At 38.2% G+C, this 26,805-nt stretch carries 22 protein-coding genes and 1 riboswitch; of the genes, 9 read left to right on the top strand and 13 right to left on the bottom strand.

Features of this window, described 5'->3' with window-relative positions; genetic code table 11:
• Nucleotides 1–35: 35 nt before the first annotated feature.
• Entirely contained in the window at nt 36–1,841 is a 1,806-nt protein-coding gene (locus IEE83_RS01485) for a hypothetical protein (protein WP_194118873.1), read from the bottom strand.
• A gap of 646 nt (nt 1,842–2,487) precedes the next feature.
• Here IEE83_RS01485 and IEE83_RS01480 point away from each other — a divergent pair.
• The 3 genes from IEE83_RS01480 to IEE83_RS01470 all read left to right on the top strand — a co-directional run bounded on the left by IEE83_RS01480 (nt 2,488) and on the right by IEE83_RS01470 (nt 5,187).
• Entirely contained in the window at nt 2,488–2,988 is a 501-nt protein-coding gene (locus tag IEE83_RS01480; protein WP_194118872.1) for a hypothetical protein, read from the top strand.
• Nucleotides 2,989–3,687: 699 nt separating this feature from the next.
• On the top strand, nt 3,688–4,497 hold the full coding sequence (locus IEE83_RS01475; protein ID WP_194118871.1) for a sensor histidine kinase: 810 nt from the start codon (nt 3,688–3,690) through the stop codon (nt 4,495–4,497).
• Between the two features lie 33 nt (nt 4,498–4,530).
• On the top strand, nt 4,531–5,187 hold the full coding sequence (locus tag IEE83_RS01470; RefSeq protein ID WP_194118870.1) for a response regulator transcription factor: 657 nt from the start codon (nt 4,531–4,533) through the stop codon (nt 5,185–5,187).
• A gap of 83 nt (nt 5,188–5,270) precedes the next feature.
• Here IEE83_RS01470 and IEE83_RS01465 read toward each other — a convergent pair whose 3' ends face one another.
• The 3 genes from IEE83_RS01465 to metH all read right to left on the bottom strand — a co-directional run bounded on the left by IEE83_RS01465 (nt 5,271) and on the right by metH (nt 11,294).
• Nucleotides 5,271–6,509, bottom strand: a complete 1,239-nt coding sequence (locus IEE83_RS01465; RefSeq protein ID WP_194118869.1) for a NupC/NupG family nucleoside CNT transporter — start codon at nt 6,507–6,509, stop codon at nt 5,271–5,273.
• A 193-nt stretch (nt 6,510–6,702) separates the two neighbouring features.
• Nucleotides 6,703–7,236 (bottom strand): nuclear transport factor 2 family protein, encoded by a 534-nt coding sequence (locus IEE83_RS01460; protein ID WP_194118868.1) that lies wholly within the window; start codon nt 7,234–7,236, stop codon nt 6,703–6,705.
• A 233-nt stretch (nt 7,237–7,469) separates the two neighbouring features.
• A complete protein-coding gene (metH, locus tag IEE83_RS01455; protein WP_194118867.1) occupies nt 7,470–11,294 on the bottom strand; it encodes a methionine synthase in 3,825 nt (1,274 codons plus the stop codon).
• A gap of 221 nt (nt 11,295–11,515) precedes the next feature.
• Here metH and IEE83_RS01450 point away from each other — a divergent pair, with 221 nt between their 5' ends.
• Together IEE83_RS01450 and IEE83_RS01445 are read left to right on the top strand one after the other, a co-directional pair.
• Complete coding sequence (locus IEE83_RS01450; RefSeq protein WP_137340294.1) at nt 11,516–11,995, top strand: Lrp/AsnC family transcriptional regulator; 480 nt, start codon at nt 11,516–11,518, stop codon at nt 11,993–11,995.
• Between the two features lie 21 nt (nt 11,996–12,016).
• Complete coding sequence (locus tag IEE83_RS01445; RefSeq protein WP_194118866.1) at nt 12,017–12,934, top strand: bestrophin family protein; 918 nt, start codon at nt 12,017–12,019, stop codon at nt 12,932–12,934.
• 62 nt (nt 12,935–12,996) lie between these two features.
• Here the strand turns inward: IEE83_RS01445 and IEE83_RS01440 are convergent, their stop codons facing one another.
• Nucleotides 12,997–13,623: a hypothetical protein gene (locus tag IEE83_RS01440; RefSeq protein WP_194118865.1), complete on the bottom strand. Its 627-nt coding sequence runs from the start codon at nt 13,621–13,623 to the stop codon at nt 12,997–12,999.
• Nucleotides 13,624–14,006: 383 nt separating this feature from the next.
• On the opposite strand from IEE83_RS01440, the gene IEE83_RS01435 reads away from it, so the two are divergent.
• From IEE83_RS01435 to IEE83_RS01425, 3 genes are all read left to right on the top strand, one after another.
• Nucleotides 14,007–14,621, top strand: coding sequence for an RNA polymerase sigma factor (locus IEE83_RS01435; RefSeq protein WP_194118864.1), 615 nt, complete (start codon nt 14,007–14,009; stop codon nt 14,619–14,621).
• The gene (locus IEE83_RS01430; protein ID WP_194118863.1) at nt 14,611–16,296 is read left to right on the top strand and encodes a hypothetical protein; all 1,686 of its coding nucleotides are present in this window, start codon (nt 14,611–14,613) and stop codon (nt 16,294–16,296) included. Before IEE83_RS01435 ends, IEE83_RS01430 begins: the two co-directional genes overlap by 11 nt.
• Before the next feature lie 96 nt (nt 16,297–16,392).
• Nucleotides 16,393–17,277 carry a Ppx/GppA phosphatase family protein gene (locus IEE83_RS01425; RefSeq protein WP_194118862.1) on the top strand — a complete coding sequence of 295 codons (885 nt, stop codon included), beginning with the start codon at nt 16,393–16,395 and terminating at the stop codon, nt 17,275–17,277.
• A gap of 36 nt (nt 17,278–17,313) precedes the next feature.
• On the opposite strand, the gene IEE83_RS01420 is transcribed toward IEE83_RS01425, so the two are convergent.
• The 7 genes from IEE83_RS01420 to IEE83_RS33240 form a co-directional block, all read right to left on the bottom strand.
• Nucleotides 17,314–17,682 (bottom strand): SxtJ family membrane protein, encoded by a 369-nt coding sequence (locus IEE83_RS01420; protein ID WP_194118861.1) that lies wholly within the window; start codon nt 17,680–17,682, stop codon nt 17,314–17,316.
• Between the two features lie 101 nt (nt 17,683–17,783).
• Nucleotides 17,784–17,933, bottom strand: coding sequence for a DUF5989 family protein (locus tag IEE83_RS32790; protein ID WP_015812275.1), 150 nt, complete (start codon nt 17,931–17,933; stop codon nt 17,784–17,786).
• 80 nt (nt 17,934–18,013) lie between these two features.
• Nucleotides 18,014–19,135 carry an SGNH/GDSL hydrolase family protein gene (locus tag IEE83_RS01415; RefSeq protein ID WP_194118860.1) on the bottom strand — a complete coding sequence of 374 codons (1,122 nt, stop codon included), beginning with the start codon at nt 19,133–19,135 and terminating at the stop codon, nt 18,014–18,016.
• Between the two features lie 42 nt (nt 19,136–19,177).
• On the bottom strand, nt 19,178–21,040 hold the full coding sequence (locus tag IEE83_RS01410; protein WP_194118859.1) for a carbamoyltransferase family protein: 1,863 nt from the start codon (nt 21,038–21,040) through the stop codon (nt 19,178–19,180).
• Nucleotides 21,041–21,318: 278 nt separating this feature from the next.
• Complete coding sequence (locus IEE83_RS01405; protein WP_194118858.1) at nt 21,319–21,717, bottom strand: acyl-CoA thioesterase; 399 nt, start codon at nt 21,715–21,717, stop codon at nt 21,319–21,321.
• A gap of 72 nt (nt 21,718–21,789) precedes the next feature.
• Nucleotides 21,790–24,111, bottom strand: a complete 2,322-nt coding sequence (metE, locus tag IEE83_RS01400) for a 5-methyltetrahydropteroyltriglutamate--homocysteine S-methyltransferase (protein WP_194118857.1) — start codon at nt 24,109–24,111, stop codon at nt 21,790–21,792.
• A 61-nt stretch (nt 24,112–24,172) separates the two neighbouring features.
• Nucleotides 24,173–24,301 (bottom strand): hypothetical protein, encoded by a 129-nt coding sequence (locus tag IEE83_RS33240; RefSeq protein ID WP_262893214.1) that lies wholly within the window; start codon nt 24,299–24,301, stop codon nt 24,173–24,175.
• A 157-nt stretch (nt 24,302–24,458) separates the two neighbouring features.
• Nucleotides 24,459–24,658: riboswitch (cobalamin riboswitch) on the bottom strand.
• A 228-nt stretch (nt 24,659–24,886) separates the two neighbouring features.
• Here IEE83_RS33240 and IEE83_RS01395 point away from each other — a divergent pair.
• A complete protein-coding gene (locus IEE83_RS01395) occupies nt 24,887–26,242 on the top strand; it encodes a hypothetical protein (RefSeq protein ID WP_194118856.1) in 1,356 nt (451 codons plus the stop codon).
• A 282-nt stretch (nt 26,243–26,524) separates the two neighbouring features.
• On the opposite strand, the gene IEE83_RS32785 is transcribed toward IEE83_RS01395, so the two are convergent.
• Entirely contained in the window at nt 26,525–26,755 is a 231-nt protein-coding gene (locus IEE83_RS32785) for a PIN domain-containing protein (RefSeq protein WP_228101626.1), read from the bottom strand.
• Between the last annotated feature and the right edge of the window lie 50 nt (nt 26,756–26,805).

Genomic DNA, 26,805 nt, shown 5'->3' with positions numbered 1-26,805 from the left:
GGGTGCGAATATAATCGTGCCACGGGTGACTATCATTATCTATGAATCACTCCTAAACTTTTTTTCACTCCAATTTTCACTATGGTGAGTAGCTTATCATTTGTTTGAATTATATTTCTCCCCCAACTTCCCGGAATAATGAAATTTATATCGGCGTAAATACTTAAACCTCCCGTCTTAATATCGGATGCTGCCGTTCCAGGTAATAATAAGAATCTTGCTCCAAAATCTCCAAACCAATAGGAATTCTTATTTTTCACCTTTAAGTATCGATCATACTGAGAATGAAAATTACTGACATTATCTATAAAACTGAGCCAACTTGCATTGACATATACACTCATACGCTCCTTTACAATTACTTGCTCAAAACCACCTTTAAAATGAGCGACAAAATTGTTTAAATCATCACCAGATTTAAACAAACTGTCTATAAGTATTTTTTTATTTAAAAGGTTAACCTCGAAGTTTAACCCTTTATGATTCAAATAACTGTTGTTCCCAAAATTACTACGTGTCTCCCATCCAACAGAATACTTAACCTGAACACCGAAAGAACTTATTTCAGGTATAAAAAGTGATCTTGGATTAATTAATTCCTTAGGAATTGTACCGGTGAATAAACGGGTCTCAAAACTCGTTCTGATGGTATCGTTTGAAGTTGAATACGAACCAAGGACACTTATATTTAAATTTAATGCTCTTGTTTGACCTATCAATTGAGAAATACTTGGAAGAGCTCCAAAATCCATTTCGTCACCTTTATCTCTGGTTTTCTTCTTTAATTCTTTAAATCTTCTTTTCTGAAAATCTTCAAAAAGTTTAGAATTTCTATTATACTCTTTATATTGATACAAATACCGCTCTATCAACTTTCTGTATTCCTTGTCACTCTTAACAAGACCTAATTTTGTTTTGACCTGATTGTCAATAATGTCGATAGAACTTTGAATATTTTTCAATAAACTGTCCTGCTGAGTCAAAATAGCTACATCTTTTAGATCAACCTTACGATTCACCAATTCGAACAGAGTTTTTAACCTCGATTGTAGATCTTTAATATTTATAGCCCTGTCATCACGACTAGTCATTTCTTTTTCAACATCTTTTAATAAATCTGTCGCATCTTGATTTAAAATCTGATAGTTTACACTAATATCCGATAAACTATCATTAATCTCCTGTCTTGTTTTAAGGCTAAACGAGCTATCAAACAGGGTGTGCATACTTCCCAGGACAAAAATATTCTTACCTAGTTTTGTTCTCAAATCCGGTATTAACTTCTTGCTTAATATTTTCAGTGAATCAGACAAGTTATTTACAGAATCTAACTTTAAAAGATTGGATTGAAGCGAGTTAATACTTGAGTTAATAAATGCAGCTTTACCAGATAAAACAGTAAATATTTTGATCTGATTTTCCAGATTTTTTCTGGCTTCATCCGCAATTTTTTTTAGTTTTTCCGCTTCATCAGCTTTTTTTGCGGCGTAGTCTTTTTGAGCTCTAATCTTTTTTAATTCCCCATGTATTTTTACAGAATCCCTTTTAAATTCATCAAATTTCAAAAATATTTGTGATGACTGTACATTCAGGGATTTCAATGAATCTTTTGTAACACCAGGTTTGGCAAAATCTTCATTGGAGAATTTTAATACTGTCTTTGAAGAATTTGTAAACGCATTTAATTCGGCCGGTTTGATATTAAGTGAGTCTATTGAAACTTTTTTTAGCTTCAAATTTTCTGTTAACCCCGTGTTTTTTGCTGAATTCATTAAAACTTCTTGCGCCTTAACAGATAAACCTAAGACTGTAAGAAGTCCTATTAGATATAAAATTCGCATGGTATTGAAATTTAGGTGAGTTTGATATTCACAAAATTCAGTCAAACGCCAGCCCTGTTCAAGAAGAAAAATACGCTAACTCATCCCGTATTTTAGCGGTAAAGTGGTTGGGATAATCTCCAATTTTAAATTTTGAAATCATCCCATCGGAGACCCAAACATTAGTCTTTTGAATTATCGAAAGAATCCAATAAAACTGGTTTCAGTCAAGTGGAAAGATCTAGGAAAGGAGCCATCTTTGATATTAGAGAATGGCATAGACATATATTTCATTACCCATTTTAAAATTTTTGTTATTTAGACAATATAGTTTTTAAAGCTAAATCAATACCGAATTTGGCAGGTCCCCGTATTTTGATCAATCATAATAATTTGAACCTAAGTGCAGGATTTTGAAACATTAAATAAAGTGGTTAATTCATTACTCCTATGTGAAGAATAAGCCTGACGAAAGAAAGAAGCTGATATAAATTGATTGAAAAGTATCAAAAAATAAGAAGATCTAAATATTGAAAACATAGAATTTTTCAAATGGGTAAAAATACGGTCAATAAAAGGGTCTTTTCCTTCTTTTAACAAATTGAGACAACAAAGATTTTTGCAAAAAGCCTTATATAACTATTCTACCACCCTAAACAACTTATTTATGCCAATTACCATAGTAAGCGACGAAAAGAAAATTGATGGACACGGAATCACGAAAAAAGAAATTCAATCGCTTGTGGACAATTTCCGTGAAACATTTAAGAAGAAAAGCGATGCCGGGGATTTTCAATGTTTGAGATCGGAATATGATTCTAAATCAGTCTCTTTTACTATTCAAGAAGTATTGGATTTACTTAAAGCAAATAACTTTGATTGGCGTACTCCTGACAAATATGAATTAAGAATCTATTTTGGGGCACATAGTAATATACCTCAGGAGCTAACCGCTATGGGTGTTCCCAAAGAAGATGTCTTCCTATATTTAAGACAGCAAACTGCTATTCTAGTACTTGCCGAACCAATAAAAGATCATGACGGCGAACACAGAGAATGTCTAGATGATAAAGACGCAGTAAGCGTTGGAGGAATACGATCAGATGAAGGATTAGAGGTCGGATCTTTATGTCCTCCGAAATGTCAGCTGAATGTTGTTATTCATTAACTTTTAGCTAAAATTGGTAAAGATCCAATTAGCTATCAAAAATGGTAATTTTAGACATTGTAATTTTTTACACTTATTTAGGAATTGTTGCAGCTTCTCTGATAATTGGATGTGTTCGATATAAAAACTTGTCGGAAAATCATTATAAAAATATCGTTTGGCTGTTACTTATTATTTTGATGATAGAAATATATAGCCGCTATTGCATTATAATTCAAAAATCAAATAACGCCTGGTCAATAAACATTTATTTGTTAATTGAGTTTACAATTATCTCCTTTATTTATTACCGTTCATTTCAAATAAAAACTGCACAAAGGCTATTGGCAGGATCTTATCTCCTATCAATAGCTTTTGGAATTTGTAATTTTTTTCTGGTTCAAAAAATATCCGAATTCAATTCTTACAACTTTATTCTATTTAGCCTTCTAATAGTTTTTTACATTCTGGAATTCATTCGCCAGTCGTTGATTGCGGATAAGTTCTCTTTTAAACATGATGCGTTATTTTGGTTCTCGATCGGAGGATTACTTTTCTTCACAGGTAACATTATAGTCATAGGATTTATTTCGGAATGGATCAAGATCTCAATGAAATTAGCATCAGACCTTTATTTAATTAATCGATTCTTAAATATTATTTATTATTTCTTGGTCGGGATCGGACTATTTCTCGACAATAAAAGTTCCAAACTCTCTTATGAGCAATGATAATGTAGCATTAATGGTGATTTCGTTGACTGCAATTTTATTGCTGCTTGGTACCTACATTATTATCTTTTTATTTATTTTCCGAAGACGTCAGATGAATAATGATCTGGAAAAAGCAACCCTCCAAGCCCAATTCTCCCAGGAAATCCTCAAATCCCAAATAGAAGTCCAAAACTCAACCCTCCAGCAAGTTGGCGAGGAATTGCATGATAATATTGGCCAGTTACTTTCTGTTGCGAAGATCAATCTCAATATTCTGGAGGGAATTGGTATAGAACCGGAAAGCCAGGAATATATTCAACAAACAAATGAAATCATTGGTCAGTCAATTCAGGATCTACGCTCGCTAACCAAAAGTCTGGATGGTGATTTTGTGCAACAATTTGGCTTGCAGGAAAGCATGACGCATGAATTACAGCGAATCCGTAAAACTAAAAAATTTGAAACAGAAATTACTTTAACCGGAGAGTCGTATACTTTGGGTTATGAGCGTGAAATAATTTTGTTCCGTATTTTTCAGGAATTTCTAAATAATTCGCTCAAACATTCAGAGGCTAAGAATATTATTGTGAAATTGAATTATGGCTTGGCACATTTCAACCTGACTTTATCGGACGACGGAAAAGGATTTGATTATGAAAAAGTTACAACGCACAACCTCCTTAATTCAGGAGCCGGCCTTCGTAATATGGCTCGGCGTTGTGAGCTGATTGGTGCCAAATGCAATTTGGAATCTTCCATTGGAAAAGGCACATTTCTTGACATTGAAGTACCAATAAAGAATAGTGTTAACACCTAATTTAAGACAACACATATTAAGTACATTCCTAACATGAACATCACAACAAAAACTATTGCTATTGTTGACGATCATGAATTGATGGCAAAAGCACTTTCAGGGTTAGTGCAGAAATATGAGGAGTATGAGGTACTGTATGAAGTATCCAACGGCAAAGAACTAATTCACCGAATCAAGCTTAAAATGATTCCGGACATCGTATTGCTGGATATCAATATGCCTGAAATGGACGGCTACGAAACGGCTTCATGGCTTAAAAATAACTATCCGGAAATCAAGATCCTTGCTCTTTCGATGAATGATAAGGAAGAATCCATCGTCAAAATGCTTCGGAATGGTGCACGTGGGTATCTTTTGAAAGGCTGTAAACCGCATGAATTAAAACAAGCGCTGGATTCAATTGTTCAAAAAGGTTTTTATTACACAGAATATATAACAAGCCAACTGATCAAAAGTCTGAACCCTGATTCTTTACAAAGTCCATTGGACAAGCTTGGCCTGAATGAACGGGAAATTAATTTCATCACGCTTTCATGCAGTGACCTGACTTACGTTGAGGTAGCCGATAAGATGTGTGTAAGTCCCAGAACTGTTGACGGCTACCGTGAATCTGTTTTTCAAAAAATGAATGTCAAAAGCAGGGTTGGGATGGTTTTGGAAGCAATTCGGTTGAAGTTGGTAGAAATATAATTAATCTCACGAATCCCAAAAAAGAAAAAGAGTCAGCTTTTGAAAAGCCAACTCTTTCAAGAATTTCAATAAGTTAATAACGATTACAAAAGCAATCCCGCCAAAGTCGCCGACATATAAGAAGCAAGCGTTCCGCAGATTAGAGCCTTAAAACCCAGACGCGCCAAATCTGCCCGGCGTGATGGAGCCAATTCTCCAATTCCTCCAACCTGAATCGCGATTGAACTAAAATTGGCAAAACCGCACAATGCAAAACTGGTGATCACGATTGTTTTGTGATCCAGCGTTTCTTTCATCTTTACCATATCCAGATAAGCAACAAATTCATTGATTACCATTTTAGTACCCATCAAAGAACCGGCCGCTTCGATATCTTTCGAAGGAACACCCATCGCCCAGGCAAAAACAGAAAATATTTTACCCAGAACGAAATTGAAACTTAGTTGTGGGAAAGAAAAAATACCTCCAATTAAACCCAACAAATAATCAAGAAGCGCTACCAATGCGATAAACCCGATCAACATCGCAATAACATTGAATCCAACTTTCAAACCTTCACCCGCTCCTGCTGCAATTGCGTCCAGTAAATTAGCGTGGGATTTCTTAATTTCAAGTTTTACAGCACCTTTTGTATTCGATTGTTCTGTTTCAGGAAATACGATTTTGGAGATTACCAATGCTCCTGGAGCAGCCATTAAACTGGCCGCAATTAAATAGGGAGCAGGCACGCCAAGAGAAATATAAACCGCCATAACACCACCAGCGATACAGGCAAAACTTCCTGTCATTGAAGCCAGAAGTTCCGAATTCGTCATATTTTTCAGGTAAGGCTTGATCATGATCTGCGCCTCAACCTGACCCACAAAAGTACTCGCAACATTGGAAACTGCTTCCGCACCACTCACACCCATCAACCAATATACGCCGCGCGCCATGATGGAAACTACACGCTGCATAATGCCTAAATGGTAAAGCATATTGACAAGAACCGCCACGAAAATAATGGTCGGAATTACTTTGAAGAAAAACACAAAATCATTTCCTGGTCCAAATGCCTTCTGCATTAAATCAGGACGAACAAGCGTACCAAACACGAAATCAGCACCTTTATCTGAAAAAGAAAGTAATTTTTGAACCTTTGCTCCTAACCACTGAAAAATGGCCTGACCCGTATCGGTGCGGAGAATAAATACTGCGAGCCCAAACTGGATTGCCAGACCAACACCAACAGTACGATAATTTATTGCTTTACGATTGTTTGACATTGCGAAAGCAATCCCCAAAATCAATGCAATACCAAACAGACCAGTAAATCTTTCCATGAAAATTATTTGTTACCCACAAAACCAAGATGCAAAATAACAAACTATTCTTATGTAAGTTACAGGTTATGCGAAATAAGATATTGAGTTTTTACCGATCCCGGATAAACAATAAATTTTTCACTTAATATCTTATAGTTTTCCTACAAGAAATTAATGAAAATAATATGTGGTAATACAAGAGTCCGCTTTGTTATTTGTCGGAGATATTAGTTGCCTGGCGTGCAGCAAGTTTCCAGGTACTTCCGTCTTTCATCCAGATATTGGAAAATCTTCTGTTGATATTTTTTTCTTTAAACTCCAAAGCGTTTGAAGTTATGGCATTTTCATGACCCATTACGATAGCCACATTATCATTTATAGTAATCTTTTCAATAATCCGATCGAAAGCTGGAATTGACTTTGAGGACTTTGAAAAATCGTTTTTGATATCAGAAATCGTTTTTACACTGTTATCTGGATTTGTCACAATAAGATTTGGGGACCATAAGCGGGAAAGCGTAACCGTATCTTTTTTAATATATGCTTCCCGTTCCTGATTATCAAGACTTCTAATTTCATCATTTTCCGTTTTTACAATTGTAACGGGATCATTCGATGAATCTGCCGTTTGCTCGATAAGTACTCTTGAATCCGGGTTCAAAATACCTGCTTGTGTTTTAGACCTGTACTTAAAAGAAGTAGCGGCTAAAATCAGAAAAACAAAAATTAAAATATTCCTTTTCATGATGATGTGTATGCTGGTGTTTCTTAAATTTTTCCTGGCTATAAATACAAACGTTGATACATCATAAACAGTATCAGCATCTTACAAAGGTTTTAAATATTTTTTACAAAAAATAGCGTAGTAATACCCAATATCTGTACGTACATCTACGTGAAAAGTAACGATTCGGATTACGACAAAAAAAAGAGAGCCGGCTTCCCGACTCTCTTCTGCAAAATTGAACCTTACTACTATTAATAGCCTAAAACCGGAGCAAGCCATTTTTCAATTTCTTCCAGCGGCATATTTTTTCTTCTTGCATAATCTTCAACCTGGTCTTTAAAGATTTTCCCAACCGGGAAATACCGACTTTCCGGATGTGAAAAATACCATCCGCTCACGCTGCTCGCAGGATACATGGCATAACTTTCGGTTAACGTAATCCCCAGTCTTTCAGCTTCAAGCAAATCAAACAACATACGTTTTTCAGTATGGTCTGGACTTGCAGGATATCCTGGCGCCGGACGAATACCGGTATACGCTTCTTTGATCAGCTCTTCATTCGTAAAATCCTCTTCCGGAGAATGTCCCCAGATTTCCTTTCGCACACGTTCGTGCATCAGCTCAGTCAGGGCCTCTACCAAACGATCGGCCAAGGCTTTTACCATGATACTGTTATAATCGTCATGATCAGCTTCAAATTTTTCAATTAAAGCTTCAATCCCGATTCCGGCAGTAACGGCAAAACCTCCTATATAATCCAGATGACCGCTTTCCAGTGGTGCTACAAAATCAGACAAACAATAATTGGCCAAACCTTTCGCTTTTTCCGTTTGCTGGCGCAAATGATGTAACACTTTCATTGTATCATTCACCAATTCGCCGCCGTTCACCTGTTCAAGCGTGTGCTGACTAATCTTGTATTCAATATGCTCATGCGAACCGTGACGTTCACACGAAGTTTGTTTTACTTCTTCTTCGTAATGATGCAAAACGATATCATCACCAATAGAATTCGCCGGCCAGAAACCAAGTACTGCACGTGCTTTCAGACTTTTATCACGAATAATTTGTCCAAGAAGTACGGCTGCATCTTCAAATAATCGTGTTGCTTCTTCTCCAACGACCTTATCTTCAAATATTTTAGGATATTTCCCATGCAGCTGCCAGGTTTGGAAAAATGGCGTCCAGTCAATATATTTTGATATTTCAGCAAGATCATAATCGTCATAAACACGCATTCCTAAAAACTGAGGCTTGATTGCCTTGAAATCTTTCCAGTCAATCTTTACCTTATTCTCACGCGATTTCTCAATGGAATGATGCGCTTTTTCTCCACCTCTCTTTGCATGATCATCACGAAGTTTTGCATATTCTCCTTTGATATCAGTCAAAACCTGCGCCTGGCTCAAATCACTCTGAATCAATTTCCCGGCAACCGGCACTGATCTTGAAGCATCCAGCACGTGAATAACAGCGCCAGAATAATTCGGATCGATTTTTACGGCTGTGTGAATACGGGAAGTCGTTGCACCGCCAATCAAAAGCGGCATTTTAAAATGACGGCGTTCCATTTCTTTTGCAACACCAACCATTTCGTCCAGTGACGGTGTAATCAATCCGGAAAGACCTATGATATCAACATTGTGCTCAATAGCAGCCGCCAGGATTTTGTCCGTTGGTACCATTACGCCAAGATCGATGATTTCATAATTGTTACAGCCCAGTACAACACCCACAATATTTTTTCCAATATCATGCACGTCTCCCTTTACGGTAGCCAGCAAAATCTTTCCTGCGAAAGACGATCCTTCCTGTTTTTCTGCTTCTATATAAGGTTGTAAAAATGCCACCGCTTTTTTCATTACACGGGCAGATTTCACAACCTGGGGAAGAAACATTTTTCCTTCTCCAAACAAATCTCCGACAATACTCATCCCGTCCATCAGCGGACCTTCGATGATTTCCAAAGGACGCGAAAACATTGGAAGACATTCTTCAACATCTATCTCAATATACTCAGCATTGCCTTTTACCAAAGCATGGCTGATCCGCTCTCTCACTGGCAATTCTCTCCAGCTAAGATCCGGGCCGGTCGCTACTTTTCCTTTGTCTTTTACCGTTTCGGCAAAACTTACAAGTTTTTCAGTTGCTTCTGCATTGCGGTTTAAAAGTACATCCTCAACCAGTTCCAGAATGTCTTTTGGAATTTCATCATAAATACCAAGCTGACCGGCGTTTACAATGCCCATATCCATACCGGCTCTGATGGCGTGATATAAAAAGGCCGTATGAATTGCTTCACGAACCAGTTCATTTCCACGGAAACTGAATGATACGTTGGAAACACCACCGGAAACTTTTGCATAAGGCAGGTTTTCTTTAATCCATTTGACAGATTCAATAAAATCTACCGCATAGTTATTATGTTCCTCCATCCCCGTCGCAACGGTCAGGATGTTTGGGTCAAAAATGATATCCTGTGGCGGGAAACCAACTTCATCCACCAGAATTCGGTAAGCCCTTGAACAAATTTCTTTTCTTCGTTCGAGATTATCCGCTTGTCCGATTTCATCAAAAGCCATCACCACAGCAGCAGCGCCGTAACGCAAAACTGCTCTTGCAGATTCTTTAAATTTCTCCTCTCCTTCTTTTAATGATATCGAGTTAACAATGGCTTTTCCCTGGGTACATTTCAAACCAGCTTCAATCACTTCCCATTTCGAGGAATCGATCATGAGCGGTACGCGCGAAATGTCAGGTTCAGCAGCGATCAGGTTCACGAAAGTTTTCATTGCTTCCACGCCATCAATCATACCCTCATCCATGTTGATGTCAATAACCTGCGCACCGTTTTCTACCTGATCACGGGCAATGGCCAAGGCTTCATCAAACTTTCCGGTACGGATAAGTCTGGCAAACATTTTAGAACCCGAAACATTACAACGCTCACCAATATTGACAAAATTGGTCATTTTGGTAATGTCCATCGGTTCCAGACCAGAAAGCTTTAATGTTTTTTCAGATTTTGGAATTTCTCTTGGCTTGTATTTCCCGGCAAGATCCGCAATCACGCGAATATGTCCCGGCGTAGTTCCGCAGCATCCTCCGATAATATTGATAAGGTTATCCCTCAAAAACCCGTCAATAACTTCACCCATTTGTTCCGGTGATTCATCGTATTCACCCATTTCATTTGGCAAACCTGCATTGGGGTGAGCCGAAGTATAAAAAGGCGAATTGTTTGCCAGAATTTGTACATAGGGACGCATCAAGTCAGCACCCAAAGCACAGTTTAAACCAACCGATAAAAGCGGTAAATGTGATATTGAAGTCAAAAATGCTTCCGTAGTTTGTCCCGAAAGTGTACGGCCCGAAGCATCTGTAATCGTTCCGGAAACCATGATAGGTAAAAATCCGTCGGCACCGGTTTTCCAGCTTGGTAAAACTTCTACCAATCCGTTTTTGGCATCCGTAAAAAATTTATCAATCGCAAAAAGCGCTGCCTTTGCATTCAATGTATCAAAAACAGTTTCAACCAGAAGAAGATCGCAACCTCCATCCGTTAAACCCTTTATTTGTTCATAATAGGCAGTCACCAGCTGATCAAAAGTAATCGCACGGTAACCAGGATTGTTTACATCAGGTGATAAGGAAGCGGTCCGGTTTGTTGGTCCGATAGAACCGGCAACGAAACGCGGTTTATCCGGTTCACGTTCTGTAAAATCATCAGCAACTTCACGCGCAATTCTGGCTGATTCAAAATTTAATTCGTAAACCAGTTCTTCCATACCATAATCTGCCATGGCAATGGTCGTTCCTGAAAATGTATTTGTTTCAGCGATATCCGCACCGGCTTCAAAATAAGCGGCGTGAATTTCCTTGATCACATCAGGGCGCGTTAATGAAAGCAAATCATTATTACCTTTCACATCATGACCCCAATCCTTGAATCTTTCTCCGCTGTAATCGTAATCTTCTAATTTATAGCGCTGAATCATCGTACCCATTGCACCATCAAGCACAAGAATACGTTCTTTCAATATTTCACGAATGTCAAACTTCTGAGCTGTTATCATTATATCTTAATCGTAGTCCGAAAAAATAATTTCGCCATTTTCTTAATCTGCAAAACTTCATACGACGCTGGCCGCAGGAAATCCACAATACAAATTTACGTTGATAGATGTTTTATTCAAAAAATTGAAAAAAAATAGACGCTTAGTCTGCTTTTTCAGCATCGGGTAAATTATTTATCTACATTTGAAGTAAAAAATGGAATTGTAAAGATAATCTATCTATGTATAATCTGGACGATACGGATTGCAAAATACTCCACTATCTGCAACAGGATGCTACGTTGAAAACGCGTGAATTGTCAGAAAAATTAAATCTTTCATACACACCTGTATATGAGCGTATACGGCGACTGGAAAAAGAAGGCATAATCAAAAAATATGTTGCGCTGGTTGATCGTGAAAAAGTTGGCAAAAAACTGATGGTTTTTTGTAACATCGCTCTGAAAGAACACTCATTGACGATGGGTGAAAAGTTTGTCAAAGCGGTTTTGGCAATGCCGGAAGTAATGGAATGTTTTAATATTTCAGGAGATTATGATTTTCTGTTAAAAATCGTTGTGAATGATATGTCGCAGTATCAGCATTTCCTGATGCAAAAACTTGGATCGCTGGAAAATATCGGAAGTTCCCACAGTTTATTTGTGATGGGAGAAATAAAAAATACTTCTGAAATTGAAATGCTGGATTCCAAAACGAAATAATTAAGAGTCGCTGAATTTAAAATGATCATCAGAAAAAAACTCAACTGGTTCAGGATGCTCTTTGTATGGCGAGGCTCTGTATTGCCAGAAATCCTTCCCCGGTTAATTGCACTTTTTCTTCTCTCTTCAACTGTTGTCTATTTCCATGGAGAATTATTTCATTACAAAATTCCTTTAAATATTGCTCCTTTTACCTTAATTGGTCTGGCACTGGCTATTTTCCTGGGATTCTGTAACAACGCCAGTTATGACCGGTTTTGGGAAGCCAGAAAATTGTGGGGAGGCTTATTGATCGATGCACGCTCTCTGACCAGACAGGCATTAACCTTGGGCGATGCAGAAAAAAATCATGCGGATATTCAGGATTTTGTAAACCTGATTATTGCCTTTGCCTATGCATTAAAACATCAGCTTCGCCAGACAGATCCGGGCGAGGATTTTCAGCGTTTACTAAAACCGGAATTTGCCAAATCGCTGGAAACTGTAAAATTCAAGCCTGCCATCATTATCAGAGAACTGGGCCAGTGGATTTACAGAAACAAAAAGGAAGATAAAATCGATACCATTGTGCAGGTTGCTATTGATAATAATCTGAACCGGCTTTCTGATATTCTGGGTGGCTGTGAACGCATTTCCAATACGCCCATTCCCTATACTTATAGCGTCGTTTTACACCGTACTATCTACATTTATTGTTTTTTGCTGCCTTTTGGGCTGGTTGACAGCATCGGATGGATGACGCCGCTGATCGTCACCTTTATTGGTTACACATTTATTGCACTTGATGCTATTGTAACGGAAATTGAAGAACCTTTTGGTGTTGAAAAAAATGATCTGGCTTTAAACGCAATCTGTCAGACAATTGAAGATTCTTTGGGAGAAATGATGGGCAAAAAAATTGAGAAAAAGCCTTTGGATAATCTTTTAATTATTGACTGAAAAAATAAATACGGAACCAGAAGATCCGGCCCCGTATTCCAACTCACCCCTAACAAAATTCTTTAATGCTTTTTCGGTCCTCCTTTGGCTGGTTTGTCCAACTCCTTATTGAAAGTACCATCTGCGTTGAATAGTAATACTTTAACTTTACTGTCAAGTACTATCCCCACAAAATATTGTCCACCCGCATTGGTACCAGCTTTCTTGATTTCAGCACCTGCATAGTTTGTTGTAATGTATGATGTTATAGCAGCCGGAAGATTTGCCACAGCTACTTCCGTCAGTTTTGCTTTATTTTCAAAATGCTTTAATTCTTCTTTAAATGTACCATCTGCGTTGAATATCAACCCTTTTGGTGTGGTTCCGTCCGCTAAAAGTATCGTTACAACAATCTTGCCACTCTGATCTGTCGCCGCAAATTTAATAGTCGATGACGGGTAAGTCGTTGAAATATAAGTTGTAATTGCAGAGGCAAGATCCGCTACCGCAACCTCCGTCAATTTGCCTTTGCAGACATGCGTCGTTACTGAATCAGACTCTATTGCCAAACGAGCGGCCGTTGTGGCAACAGTTTCCAGACTAAAATCCGTACTGGCATCAGTCGTTGGACTCATACCCGAATTATCCTTGCTACAGGAAGCGATAAATATACCTAATGACGCGACAAGCAATACAACTACCCTTCTCATAAATCAATTTGTTTAATCGTGCGACAATAAAACATTTGCTGGTTTAAGGGTCATTACGCCGCGTCAGTGCGGATTGTTGCAAAAATGAAGTTTTAATTTAAAACTTTTTTACGATCACCACATTGTTACCTCTGCATTTTACAATTTTATGTAATCATTAATTATCCGACAGTTACATAATCTGATTTTTTAAAACTTTTTTAATCTGACTATCAATATCATAACGCCCGGGAAATGCGTTAATGCATGATTAGCTTTTGCAGCAAAAATATTATCTTAGCAAAGATATTTTCTCAAAATAGAAGATCTTTTGCAACAGACTGGCTGGCTTAGGCGTATCAGTTAATACAAATTCATATCCTGACAAATTTGACACCCTAACTTTGCTATTTGGTAAAAAATCTTCTTTCGATGAAAACGACTTCGGAACGGTCGTTTCTGCATGTGTAGCTGGTAATAACCAGGCGCAGAGGTATTTATATAAGCATTTTTTCAGCTATTCGAAAAGTATCTGCCTGCGCTACACATCGACTGCTGAAGAGGCTGAGGAAGTATTAAACGAAGGTTTCCTGAAAGTTTTCAACAATATGGATAAGTATGACTCTGCGCATCCTTTCAAAGCGTGGCTTCGTACGATTATGGTGAATACGGCAATCAGTTATTACCGAAAGCATAAGAAGCATCATGAAGATATGGTGTCGCTTGAAGACGCGCCCTATCCACGTTTTGATGATGACATTGTAGGACAAATAACAGCGGATGAAATTTTAAAACTGATACAGGAAATAAAGCCAATATATAAAAACGTCTTTCTTCTTTATGTGGTAGAAGGATATAACCATCGCGAAATAGCTGATTTACTGCAAATTAATGAAGCTACGGTACGCTCGCATTACGTTCGGGCAAGAGCACGGTTACAACACTTGATCAAACAATACTATCCTCATCTCTTTCCCAGCGATTGGGGCATAAAGTCATTCAAAAGCAATGAAAACTGATAAATTTGAAAAAACTATACGCCGGAAACTAGAAAGCATTGCGCCCGAATTTCATGAAGATGACTGGACGAAAATGCAGAACTTTATGCAAGCCAACACGCCTCCAACGTTTTGGCAGCAGTACAGTTCGTGGTTTGGTTATGCGGCGGCGGCAGCAGTTTCTTCGGTCATGGTCTTTTTATATGTGAACCAGCTTTCACAGAATAATGCTTTGCTAAGTGATGTAAAAACTTTGCAAAACCAGATTGAAACGATAAAAAATACGCCAACTATTGTCCATAAAACAGATACGATTTATGTTGTTCAGCAGCAGCAAGTTGAAAAACCATCTTATGAAAATCAAACTGTAAATCAGGAAGAAGAAAGGTTTGCTCCGCAGCAATACAGAAATCAGGAATCATTGGCAGGTACTGATGAAAATCAGAGCGTCAATGAAGGAAACAGCACAAAATCTGATAGCAGAATTGTTGAAGAAGAAACTTCAAATCCTTCTTTGAATAACAGAAGTGAAGCTGTGGCGATCAACAATCAGTCGGATAACATTAAATTTTCTAACAAAGGAAAATCCGATTCTGCTGCTAAAAAATCTTTCGAGCCTGTTACAGGATCGAATTCTACTGTTGCTGTTAATAATAAGGCCGCAGTTGCAAATAATAATTATTCAGGTAATAACAACTATTCGGGCAGGAATGGAAATAATCCGGTTTCGGGAAATTCTGGCAGAAATTCCGGTTTTAACGGTAATGGAAATTCCGGAAATGGCGGCTCTTTTGCCAATGCTAATTCCGGCAATCAGACCAATGTGATCCTTGCTTCTACTAAGACGCTTGATGAAAAATTCGATCAGCTGGAAGTTAAGTCTTCTGTCGGTCAGACTAATTTTTCTGCACTTGCGCGTAAAATGAATTATGGTCTTGTTCACCGCATTTCTCCTAAACAGGTGAGAAATGTATTGCTGGCAACCAATTCACCTAAAACTCAGGAAGAAGCAAAAAATGTTGAGTCGACCAAAAAAGTGGAGTCAACTAAAAAAGCGGAAACTGCTATCCCTAAACTCAATTTGAAAGTGCCATACCGTTTTGGTTTTGCACAACAATGGGAAGGTAAAAATCAGGTTAGAACCGTTCTGGGCGAAGTATTAATTTCTAAAAATTTTTCAATTTCCACCGGATTTAGCTGGGTTAAAATAAAACCGGAAGATTTTTATTCAGAAACGATATATAACCAAAGAAACCGCACCGATTTTAAGAAAGATCACTTGCTCCCTATGGCTTTGAAAATCAGTAATCTGAATATTAATTCTTCACTGAAACAGATTCCATTGAATGTAAATTTCAGACAAAATCTGCCACATAACTTTGCTTATTTTGTAGGAGCAGGTACAAATTTCACAGTCGCTTCAAAGAGAGACATCACGTATGAATGCGTCTACAACTTCGGTCCGCGTCCTGGTCCTGATCCATTTCGTACTATACAACAGGCTTCTGAAAAAATTGACCTGAAAGTTATCAATTCATTAAACTTTTCTGCGGGAATTGAAAAAAGCTTCCATCCGGTTGTCGTTCAGGCCGAAGGATATCTATACAGTTATTTTAATCCGCTTTCTCTGCAAGCATCCAAAACCGGACCCGGTTTCAAAATTAAGCTGTTATACCAGATAGGCAAAAAAATGTAAATACCTTTGTCCGGACAATTCCGGACATTTTTATGAAAAGATGTTCGTGAAAAGCCCTATTTTTGGTTTTTATTACACCTTTATTATAGTTCGCTTTTGAAATTCGCTGCAATAGATATTGGATCCAATGGTGCCCGCATGCAAATATCATCGGTATTGCATGACGAAGGAATCACTCGTTTAAAGAAAGTTGAGTACGTACGTTTTCCGCTCCGCCTTGGACATGATGTGTTTACGGAAGGACGAATTTCGCCTTTGAGCGAAGATCGTATGATCAAACTGATGCTTTCTTATCAGCTCTTGATGGAACTTCATGAAGTAGAAGATTATATGGCCTGCGCAACTTCTGCCATGCGTGAAGCTGAAAATGGCTATGAAGTTCGTGCGCTTATTGAGCAAAGAACCGGAATTCATATACAAATTATCGACGGACAACGTGAGGCAGAACTTGTTAATAATGTCGTGGTAAAATCCCTTGATAAAGGACAATATCTGCACATTGATGTGGGTGGCGGCAGTACTGAACTTAACCTTTACCAGGATTGCCAGAAAATAGTTGCCAAGTCATTCAAACTTGGTTCTGTGCGTTTACTTGAAGGAAAAGAATCTAAAACTGCTTTTCAGAAAATGCAGGAATGGATTCTCAAAAATGTGGATCACACCCAACCTATTGAAGCGGTAGGAACAGGTGGGAACATTAACAAGTTATTCGATTTGTCATCCAAGTTAAGCGAAAGCTCAACGAGCCTTGATGAAATCCTGCGTATGCGTGACTATATAGCGCAATTTTCACTTGCTGAGCGTATCAATAAACTTCAATTGAATCCGGACCGCGCCGATGTAATTGTCCCGGCCGGTGATATCTATACTTCTGCCATGAAATGGGCCGGAGCCACGGTTATTCATGTACCGGATGTTGGTTTGAAAGATGGTATGCTGCAATTACTTTATGACCGTGCATGCAGAAAAAAAAGGGTCTGAAACAGACCCTTTCCAACAGCGTAAGCTGATATATTTTTACCAGACCTGTTCAAGATCTTTGGAAGTGTATTTATGATTCCGATCAATAAATACACTTTTTTTGCTTTCACGTTTTAAGGCTAGCGGATTTTTCTTTCCAAGTTTAGCCATAATCGCTACTGGTACAAGAACAATAAAAAATACAATTGAAAGTAAAATTTTACCATTTATCGCTCCAAGTACTTCTGCAAATTTATACCAGCCTTTTACGATCAGATCGCCTGCAACCGGAATTGCGATACTAATTACGCCAACAGCCGCTGCTGCAATCAATAAATATGGATAACGTGATTTAAAGATAAAATATAGCACTACCAGTCCGGTTACGATCACCAGTTGGGCTTTGGATTTTTCTGATTCACTCATTTGTTTTATATAAGGGATATAATAATCTGACTTCCTACTGATAAAAAGTCATAGCAATTATAAAAGCCATCAGCATAAATGCCGATGGCTTTTATTCAAAACTAGAATAATGTATAAATGAACGGCGCAACTGCTGAACCACCGCCAATTACAATTAACACACCAATTAATAATAACACAATGATAACAGGAGCTAGCCACCATTTCTTGCGCTCCTTCATAAATGCGAATAAGTCTGTTAAAAAATCCATTTTAATTTTCTTTTAGGTTATAATTTCAAGATCCAGTAATGTGTTCGTACAAATTTCGGTAAAATAAATCTTATTTGATGTTATGGTTTTTTCATCACATCAAAAAGTCTGTCTGCAATTAGCGTATTCAGTATTTTACTGCCATGGCCATCATTTTTTCCAACAACACGTTCTTTCTCAGGTATTTTGGCGATTCCGTCATTGATCGGAACAACCGTTACGCCTTTTGAACGTAGATAATCTTCAACAGGCTTGGTGTAAGACGCGCTCTTATCCAGTTGAAATAAAAACGGGATAAAAACGGCGTACATTTTTGCGCCGGTACTATCCCGGTAAGCAATCATGTTTGACAGATCCTGCAAATGCGAATTCAAAATTGTTGTGTCGGTATAGGCAGTCTGTACAAACTTTTCGAATGTGCTGAATGAGGCGTGAGGTAATTGCCAGTAAATAAAGTTTGGCAGATAAAAACGTTTTACCAGACTTGCCATCGGTCCCTTCAAATCTGCATAAGGAGCGGTTCCGGACAGCGACAAACCTTTTTCTCTCCCTACTTTTTCAATATCATTTGGGAAATACTGAAGGATAATCACATCAGGTTTTACAGGAAATTCTTTCAATCGTTTATATTCATCTCTTGTGTCTGCACCAGAAACGCCGAGATTGTAAACTGTATATTGAGATTTGCCAAGCTTTTCTTCCAACTGATCTGAAAAACGTTCAGAAACATTTTCCAAACCGTGTCCGGCTGCAAAAGAATCGCCAATAACAAGAATTTCTTTTTTTCCTGTTGATTTTGCCACTTCTTTATCGTGATATCCCAAAGTATTAACGGGATTCCAATATTTTTCCCACCATATCTGTGACGCTTTTGAAAGCACACCTTCATGACTTTGGGGTACAAACATGAAAATGATTTCCAGAAAAATAAGCGTGACCAAAAGTGGGACAACCAGTGTAACAACGTTGGCCAAAATACTTTTCGATTTGCTTTTGACAACTCCGTAATAAAATATACGCAGGATCTCTATAATCAGTAAAAGCCAGAAAAAAGTTTTTGTCAGGCGGATGTACCAGTTATCACTCTGCGGTGCTCCCGGATAGTCAAATTTTACGTGAAAATGTTCAGGATAAAATAGAAAAACGAATAACATGCCCAGGAGACCAATCCTGATCAGGCTCGTAACAATTTTTGACGTCATAAATTTTGCAGATAGCGGAATGAATAAATAGCTGTTTTCATTTTAATCAAGAACAAATTCCTCTTGCCAGTTATCTTTTTCCATCCACTCAGGCTGCAACTTCTTATCAAAAATATGGTTCCCGACAACTAAATAATCCATTTCCGTTCGCATGAAACAGCGATATGCATCATTTGGAGTACAAACGATCGGTTCGCCGCGAACATTAAAGCTTGTGTTTACAACTACGGCATAACCCGTAAGATCTTTGAAAGAATTGATCAGTTCATAATAACGAGGATTCGTTTCCTTGTGAACTGTCTGGATTCTTGCAGAATAGTCAATATGTGTAATTGAAGGAAGATCTGAACGTTCAAAATATAGTTTTTCACGCAAATCCATTGAATCGTAATTCGCCGGAACAGGTTTTCTGCGGCCTTCCGCCACCGGATGTACCAGTAACATATAAGGTGATGTTCCGTCATAATCAAAATAATCTGCGCAATCTTCGGCCAGCACAGAAGGTGCAAATGGACGGAAAGATTCACGGTATTTTATTTTAAGATTCAATTTTTTCTGCATCTCAGCATTCCGTGGATCACCCAGAATACTTCTTCCGCCCAATGCACGTGGACCAAATTCCATGCGTCCCTGCACCCATCCTACTACATTTCCTTCGGATAGTAACTTGGCCGTAGCATCAGCCAGGTCTTTGAAATTTTCGTGATAGGTAGAAACGGCCTTATATTTTTTCCCTGTCAGTTCTACTTCAAGATCAGAAAAAGTGGGACCCAGATAGGAACCTCTCATCGCATCCGCTTTCCAGGTTACTTTCCGTTCCTGACCAAAATAAATATGATAGGCTGCCTGCGCAGCTCCTAATGCTCCACCTGCATCACCAGCAGCTGGCTGGATAAATATTTCTTTGAAAATATTGGCTTTTTGTAATTTCCCATTTGATACGCAATTCAAGGCAACTCCACCCGCCATGCAAAGATAATCTGCACCGGTAAGACGTTTTGCTTCTTTTGCCATCCGGATTACTGCCTCTTCTGTAACATTTTGAATCGCAAGTCCTAAATTGCAATGTACCGATTCTAGCGCATCTTCCGGTTTTCTGGTTTTAAATCCGAACAGTGCTTCCCACTTATCTTCATTCACCATTTTTAGTCCTGTGGCATAATCAAAATAATCCTGATTTAGCCAAACAGAACCGTCTTCCTTCAAATCAATTAAATCTTTAAGAATGATTTCCTCATACCTGGCAATATCCGGTGATGAGGGATTTCCGTAAGGCGCAAGCCCCATCAATTTATACTCTCCTGAATTGACACGAAAACCAAGAAAATAGGTAAATGCTGAATAAAGTAAACCTAAGGAATGTGGGAATCGCAGCTCTTTTAAATTGGTTATATCTTTTCCTTCACCCAAACAAATGGAGGCTGTTGCCCATTCACCAACTCCGTCGATTGTCAGAATTGCTGATTTTTCAAATGGTGAAGGATAATATGCACTGGCTGCGTGCGAAAGATGGTGTTCCGGGAAAAGAATCTTTACCGGTTTCTTTTTGTCGTAACCAAGTTTGACAAGCTCTTCATTAATAAGACGCTTCAAAAACATTTTTTCCTTGATCCAGACGGGCATCGCTGTAAGAAAGGATCTTATACCCTTTGGAGCAAACGCGTAGTATGTTTCAAGCAATCTTTCGAATTTCAATAGTGGTTTGTCGTAAAAAACAATTGCATCTAATTCATTCAAAGTAATACCTCCGTATTCAAGACAAAAGCTGACTGCATTGGATGGAAAACCCGGATCATGTTTTTTACGTGTAAATCTTTCTTCCTGTGCCGCTGAAATTATTTCCCCGTTTTCAATAAGCGCTGCGGCTGAATCGTGGTAAAAGGCGGAAATTCCTAAAATTTTCATTTAAACTCAATTAGTTAACCAATTCTGTGTGATCGAAGTAGCGGTCAAAATAGCAAAAAGTTGGGCAATAAATAATTAGTTGCTCCGTATAAAATCTTTATACCTACGTTTATATCTATTAAACGGTCACTTCAATCAGGCATTATTATTCTTAAATTAATTTCCTGTTAAATCGGCAAGGATATTAAACCGTTTATCTAGTACAAATTCTATGCCAATGCTATATATACGTAGAATTTTTCTTTTGAGATTTAACTTTTGATCATTTTTTTTAGAATTTATTCAACTTCTTTACTCAAAACCCTTACCGGCTTATTGTGCTCATCCAGAGCGACAAATGTAAACATGCCCGAAACAGCTTTCTCCCGTTTCTGTTCATACATTTGTTCTACGAAAATATCAACCCTTACTTTCATACTTGTGTTGCCAATTTCTACAACAGTTCCCACCAGTTCGATGATAGTGCCTGCCGGGATTGGATGCGTAAAATCAATGCGGTCTGAGGAAACGGTCACGCATCTTAAACGGGTAAAACGCGTCGCTGCTATAAAAGCGACTTCATCCATCATAGACAAGGCCGTTCCACCAAAAAGTGTATCGTAATGATTTGTGTTATTTGGAAAAACAGTTTTAAAAACACGGGTTTCCGACAGTCTGATCCTTTCTTGTAAATCCATAATTATTGAAAAAAGAAATCTCCCGGCATCAAAGATAACCGGGAGATTCTATATAATATTGATATAGTTTTATTACTGGGTAATTGTGACCGATTCGCGCAGCAAGTTAGCCGCAGCAATCATATTTCGCAAGGCCGCTTCTGTTTCAGGCCATTTTCTGGTCTTCAAACCGCAGTCTGGATTTACCCAAAGATTACGTGCCGGAATTACGTTCAAAGCATTTTCCAGCAAAGTCATAATCTCCTCAACAGTCGGCACGCGCGGCGAGTGAATATCGTAAACACCCGGTCCGATTTCGTTTGGATAATTGAAATCAGCAAATGCATCCAGCAATTCCATTTGCGAACGTGAAGTTTCAATCGTGATCACATCGGCATCCATCGCAGCGATGGAATCAATGATATCGTTGAATTCCGAGTAACACATATGCGTATGAATTTGTGTTTGATCGGCCACACCGGCAGCGCTTAAACGAAAAGCATCCACAGCCCATTTCAAATACGTTTTCCAATCAGATTTGCGCAGCGGCAAACCTTCACGGATGGCAGGTTCATCAATCTGAATTACTTTAATTCCAGCTTTTTCAAGATCAATCACTTCATCACGAATCGCCAGACCAATCTGGAAAGTGGTATCTTTTCTTGGCTGATCGTCGCGCACAAATGACCATTGTAAAATAGTAACCGGACCGGTTAACATTCCCTTTACAAGTTTTTCAGAATTTGCCTGAGCAAAAGCAGACCAACGGATTGTCATCGGTGCCGGACGTTCCACATCTCCGAAAATAATCGGCGGCTTCACGCACCGGCTACCATAACTCTGCACCCATCCATTTTCTGTGAATACAAATCCGGAAAGTCTTTCTCCGAAATATTCCACCATATCATTACGCTCAAATTCTCCATGCACAAGCACATCGATACCCAGCTCTTCCTGCCAGAGAATTGAGCTGATCACCTCTTCTTCAATTCTGCTTTCGTATTCTTCAAAAGATAAAGTGCCTTTTTTTAGACGCGCACGCAATTGACGAACATCATCTGTTTGCGGAAAAGAACCGATGGTTGTGGATGGAAAAAGTGGAAGTTTCAGTTTTTCCAATTGAATATTTTGGCGTGTTGGAAAGGGACTCACACGTTCAAAATCAATTTCTTTAATCGCATTGACACGATCTTTTACATTCTGCTTATGGATCAATGCGGAAGTACGGCGACTTTGTATTGCTTTTTGGTTTGTTATAAAGGCTTCGTCAGATTTATAATCGGTACCAGCCAGTTTTGCCAAAACAGAAACCTCATGCAATTTTTGTTTTGCAAAGGCCATCCAGTTTTTAATTTCCGGCGTTAAAACCGCTTCGTTATGTTCCAGATCGAGGTCATGCGGACTGTGCAACAGGGAAGAAGATGGCGCAACTAATATGCGGTCAACTCCTAAAACATTTGAAGCCTGATGAATAAAATCAAGTGATTCCTGGTAATTGTTTTTCCAGATATTTCTTCCATCAACAATACCTATTGAAAGCAGTTTTGAGGAATTGACAAATTCCTGATTTTGTAAAATTTCAGGCAAACTTTCAGCACCACGAGTTACATCAATATGCAAAGCAGCAACTGAAAGATTTGCAGCGAGCGAAAGATTCGTATTAAGTGCTCCGAAATAAGTAGCCAGCAAAACTTTTAAATTCGGGACAGACTGTTGAATTTTTTGATAAGCAAATTTCAGTGCTTCCTGTTCTTCCTTACCCAAATCCAGAACAAGACATGGTTCATCCAACTGAACCCATTCCGCACCGCGTTCTGCAAGTTCTTTCAAAATTTCTATATAAACAGGAAGCAGTTTTTCCAACAGAGAAATTCTGCTGAATCCCTCTTCCTTTTCTTTTCCCAATACTAAAAAAGTAACCGGACCAACCAATACAGGTTTGGTCAGAATTCCTTTTTGCTTCGCATCTTCAAATTCAAGAATAACTTTATCTGAGTACCGGTTGAATTCCTGACTTTTCACAAATTCTGGTACGATGTAATGATAGTTGGTATCAAACCATTTTGTCATTTCCATCGCTTTAATATCCAGCTCGTCGCGCTGAACGCCACGTGCCATTGCAAAATACAAATCCAGTTCACGGTTGGATTTTCCGTCGATTAATTGCTGATAACGTTCTGGAATTGCACCAACCATCAGGGAAGTATCCAAAACCTGATCGTACAATGAAAAGTCGTTTGACGGAATTAAATCAATTCCCGCTTCATTTTGAAGCTGCCAGTTGCGGTGACGGATTTCACGTCCGGTTTTTTGCAATTCATCTTTGGTAATTTTTCCAGCCCAGAATTGTTCGCTGGCTTTTTTGAGTTCTCTTTGGCTTCCTACACGAGGATAGCCCAAATTGTGTGACAACATAAAACATGTGTTAAAGAGTTAATAAAAACCCTTTGGAATGCCCTACCCGTCCTGATTTAGTTCAAAGTGTATAGTTGAGAGTTGAAAGTGAATCCTGCCCGGAGGCTTGACTTTCAAAGAATCCGATCATTTCATTAACCTCGCTGATCAAATCATTCACTATTTCACTAACCGCTGTGGCGGCTACCATATCAGTACGTTTTGTTATCAGATATTGATCAAAATTGTCAGATACAAAATTGATCAAACATATCTTCGAAAATAAATTTGAAGATAATTGACTGACAGCAATACATTTGTAAAATCAATGCGTGACAAAACCCCAGACGTGAGGGAATGGCCATTGAGGGTAAAGGCAAGTCTCCTGGCTTGTACCATTTTTACCGCCCTTCTCATCATAAAATATGACAATGGGTCGCGAGGGTAAAAACTTTCCTGATTGTTCAGGACGGCACTTACAGTAGCACGACTGCCCGTGAATTTCACACGGTTCCTTTTTAATTTCTGCTAGTATGGCTGAGGGAACCAAAAGCGAAAACCATTACCCCGATTGACGGGCGTTCACAAAGAACGTTACAAAGATAATAGCGTAACCGACCAGATGTGTCTGAACAAGTCAATTAAGTGAAAAGCTTAAAAAATGAAATTTGAAAAAGATAAATTATCTGATTTCAAGAAAAAATTCGCAGTGGCAAAGTGAGATTTTGTAACTTGTAAATGACTTTGCCTCGCTTGAAAATTTCATTACTCACTTTACTCATCTATCAGCGTTAAAATGAAAAAATCACTTTACCTCGCCTTATCCTTTGCGTTGTGTTTTGTTCAATGTAAGGAGAAAAAAGATGTCAATCCGGTTAATGTCGTTAAAGAAATTGATGTCATTTCGTTTTCTGTTCCCGGAGTTGATGAAAAGAATATTGTTGTTGGAAAAGATGTCATTGTGGTCAATTTACCAGAAAATTATGCCGGAGGTAATTTTATCAAACCAGATATCAGGCTGGCAAAAGAATATACCACGAAGTCAGAGCTGCTTAACGGTTTCAATTTTGAAGATAAAAAATTAAGTCTGCAACTTGAAAGTGTAACAATAGGTGCGAGGTCTTATGCGATTTGCGTAGTTCCTTTTCATCCAATTCAATTAACTGAGCCTGTAAAAGACTATAAAATTACGATTGAACAGGATGCCAGTATTACCGTACCGATTGTTTTCAAAAGCACGTCACAAACGGTCAGTGACAGTGGGAAAGTTATTTCTGAGCCGGCAATTATTCTTACAGACAAAATCACTGGTCTGGTTTCGTCCAAGATTTATGGTATCCAATCTGATGTGAACGGAGTAAAAAATTTCAAATTTACCTTTCCAGCCACAGTTATTCCGGGCCAATACAAGGCGGAAATAGAATGGGGAATGAAAAAAGAAATTTTGTCAAATCAAATTGCCGTTCAGGCAGGAAAATTACAGCTTCGCCCAGGATCCTGGAACATGTTACCAGAAGACAAGTACTTTGAAGTTTCAGGTTATAACATTTCAAAAACTGCCAAATATGAATTGATTATTAAAAATGATTTTATTGAGGATCGCACAATTCCACTGACTTTCAAAGACGCAGGTACATTATCAGGAAATCTTCCTTCAGATATTCTAACGGGTAATTACAAGGCAATTTATTTGGAAAATGGGACAATAATCAAAGCGACCGATTATGAAACCGGAGTTTTGAAGTACATGGGAGATGATAATTTTTATATACGCAATCACAGCAATCAACCGGTTTTAAAGATTGTAAGCCAGCCTTCTTTATATAAATCATTTCGTAGCAATCAGGGCTATTTCCTTGATTATTTTGAATCTACGCAGGAAATTTCAAGAGACGAAAATTTGCTTGCCTACATTCAAAGGACAGGTGCATTTCCAAATAAAAATGACCTGATCCTTGTTGATGTGGATTCAAGAAAGGAATATACACTGAATTATTCCGGAGACGCCTATGGAATTTTTAATGGCTTCGTCGCCTTTTTAGGTTATAAAATAGGTAGTAATATTCCTGATGGAAAGTATGAAATCTATGCGGTGATCGGGGCGAATAATGAAAAAAGCGAAAAGTATAGCCAGATTATTTCGCTTAAATAAATTGAAAATCAGTTGTTTATAAAAATATCATTTTGGTAATGAAATACGATCTACTAAAATGATATTTTATCTTACTATTAAGTATTTGCGGTAAAAACCGTTTCAACCATCAATCCAGTTTTCAAGCTTAATTTCATTTAGATTAATAAATCTTTTGTGTTTCTGGTGACCAATATTAAATCATTCACAATGGCAGTGGCCCCAATTAACAAATCAAACTCTCCAACGCTTCGGTCAATTCTTCCTAAACTTGATTTCTGCCGTGCATATTCATAAAAACAATCACCAATAAGGATAGTCGCCCGGAAAAAGATTTAAAAATTCCTGAGCATTCTTTCGATTTTTCTGTCTTTGAGACTCTGAACTATTCGCAACACCAAATAACAATTCTGCAATAGTGATTTCTGAGATATAGCAAGACGATGAGCCAACATTTTTTATTTTTTCTGCTAGGCCACATTGTCCTTTAAGAAAGTGAATACAAATATTTGTATCAAGCAAATAAAGACTCATAACTGAATATCACGGGGATTATCATTTCGGGCAGAATGGATTATTGCAGC

It is taken from the genome of Dyadobacter subterraneus (genome assembly GCF_015221875.1).
GTDB lineage: Bacteria > Bacteroidota > Bacteroidia > Cytophagales > Spirosomataceae > Dyadobacter > Dyadobacter subterraneus.
Note: the sequence above shows the minus strand (reverse complement) of the source record. Positions and strands in the feature narration are given on the sequence as shown.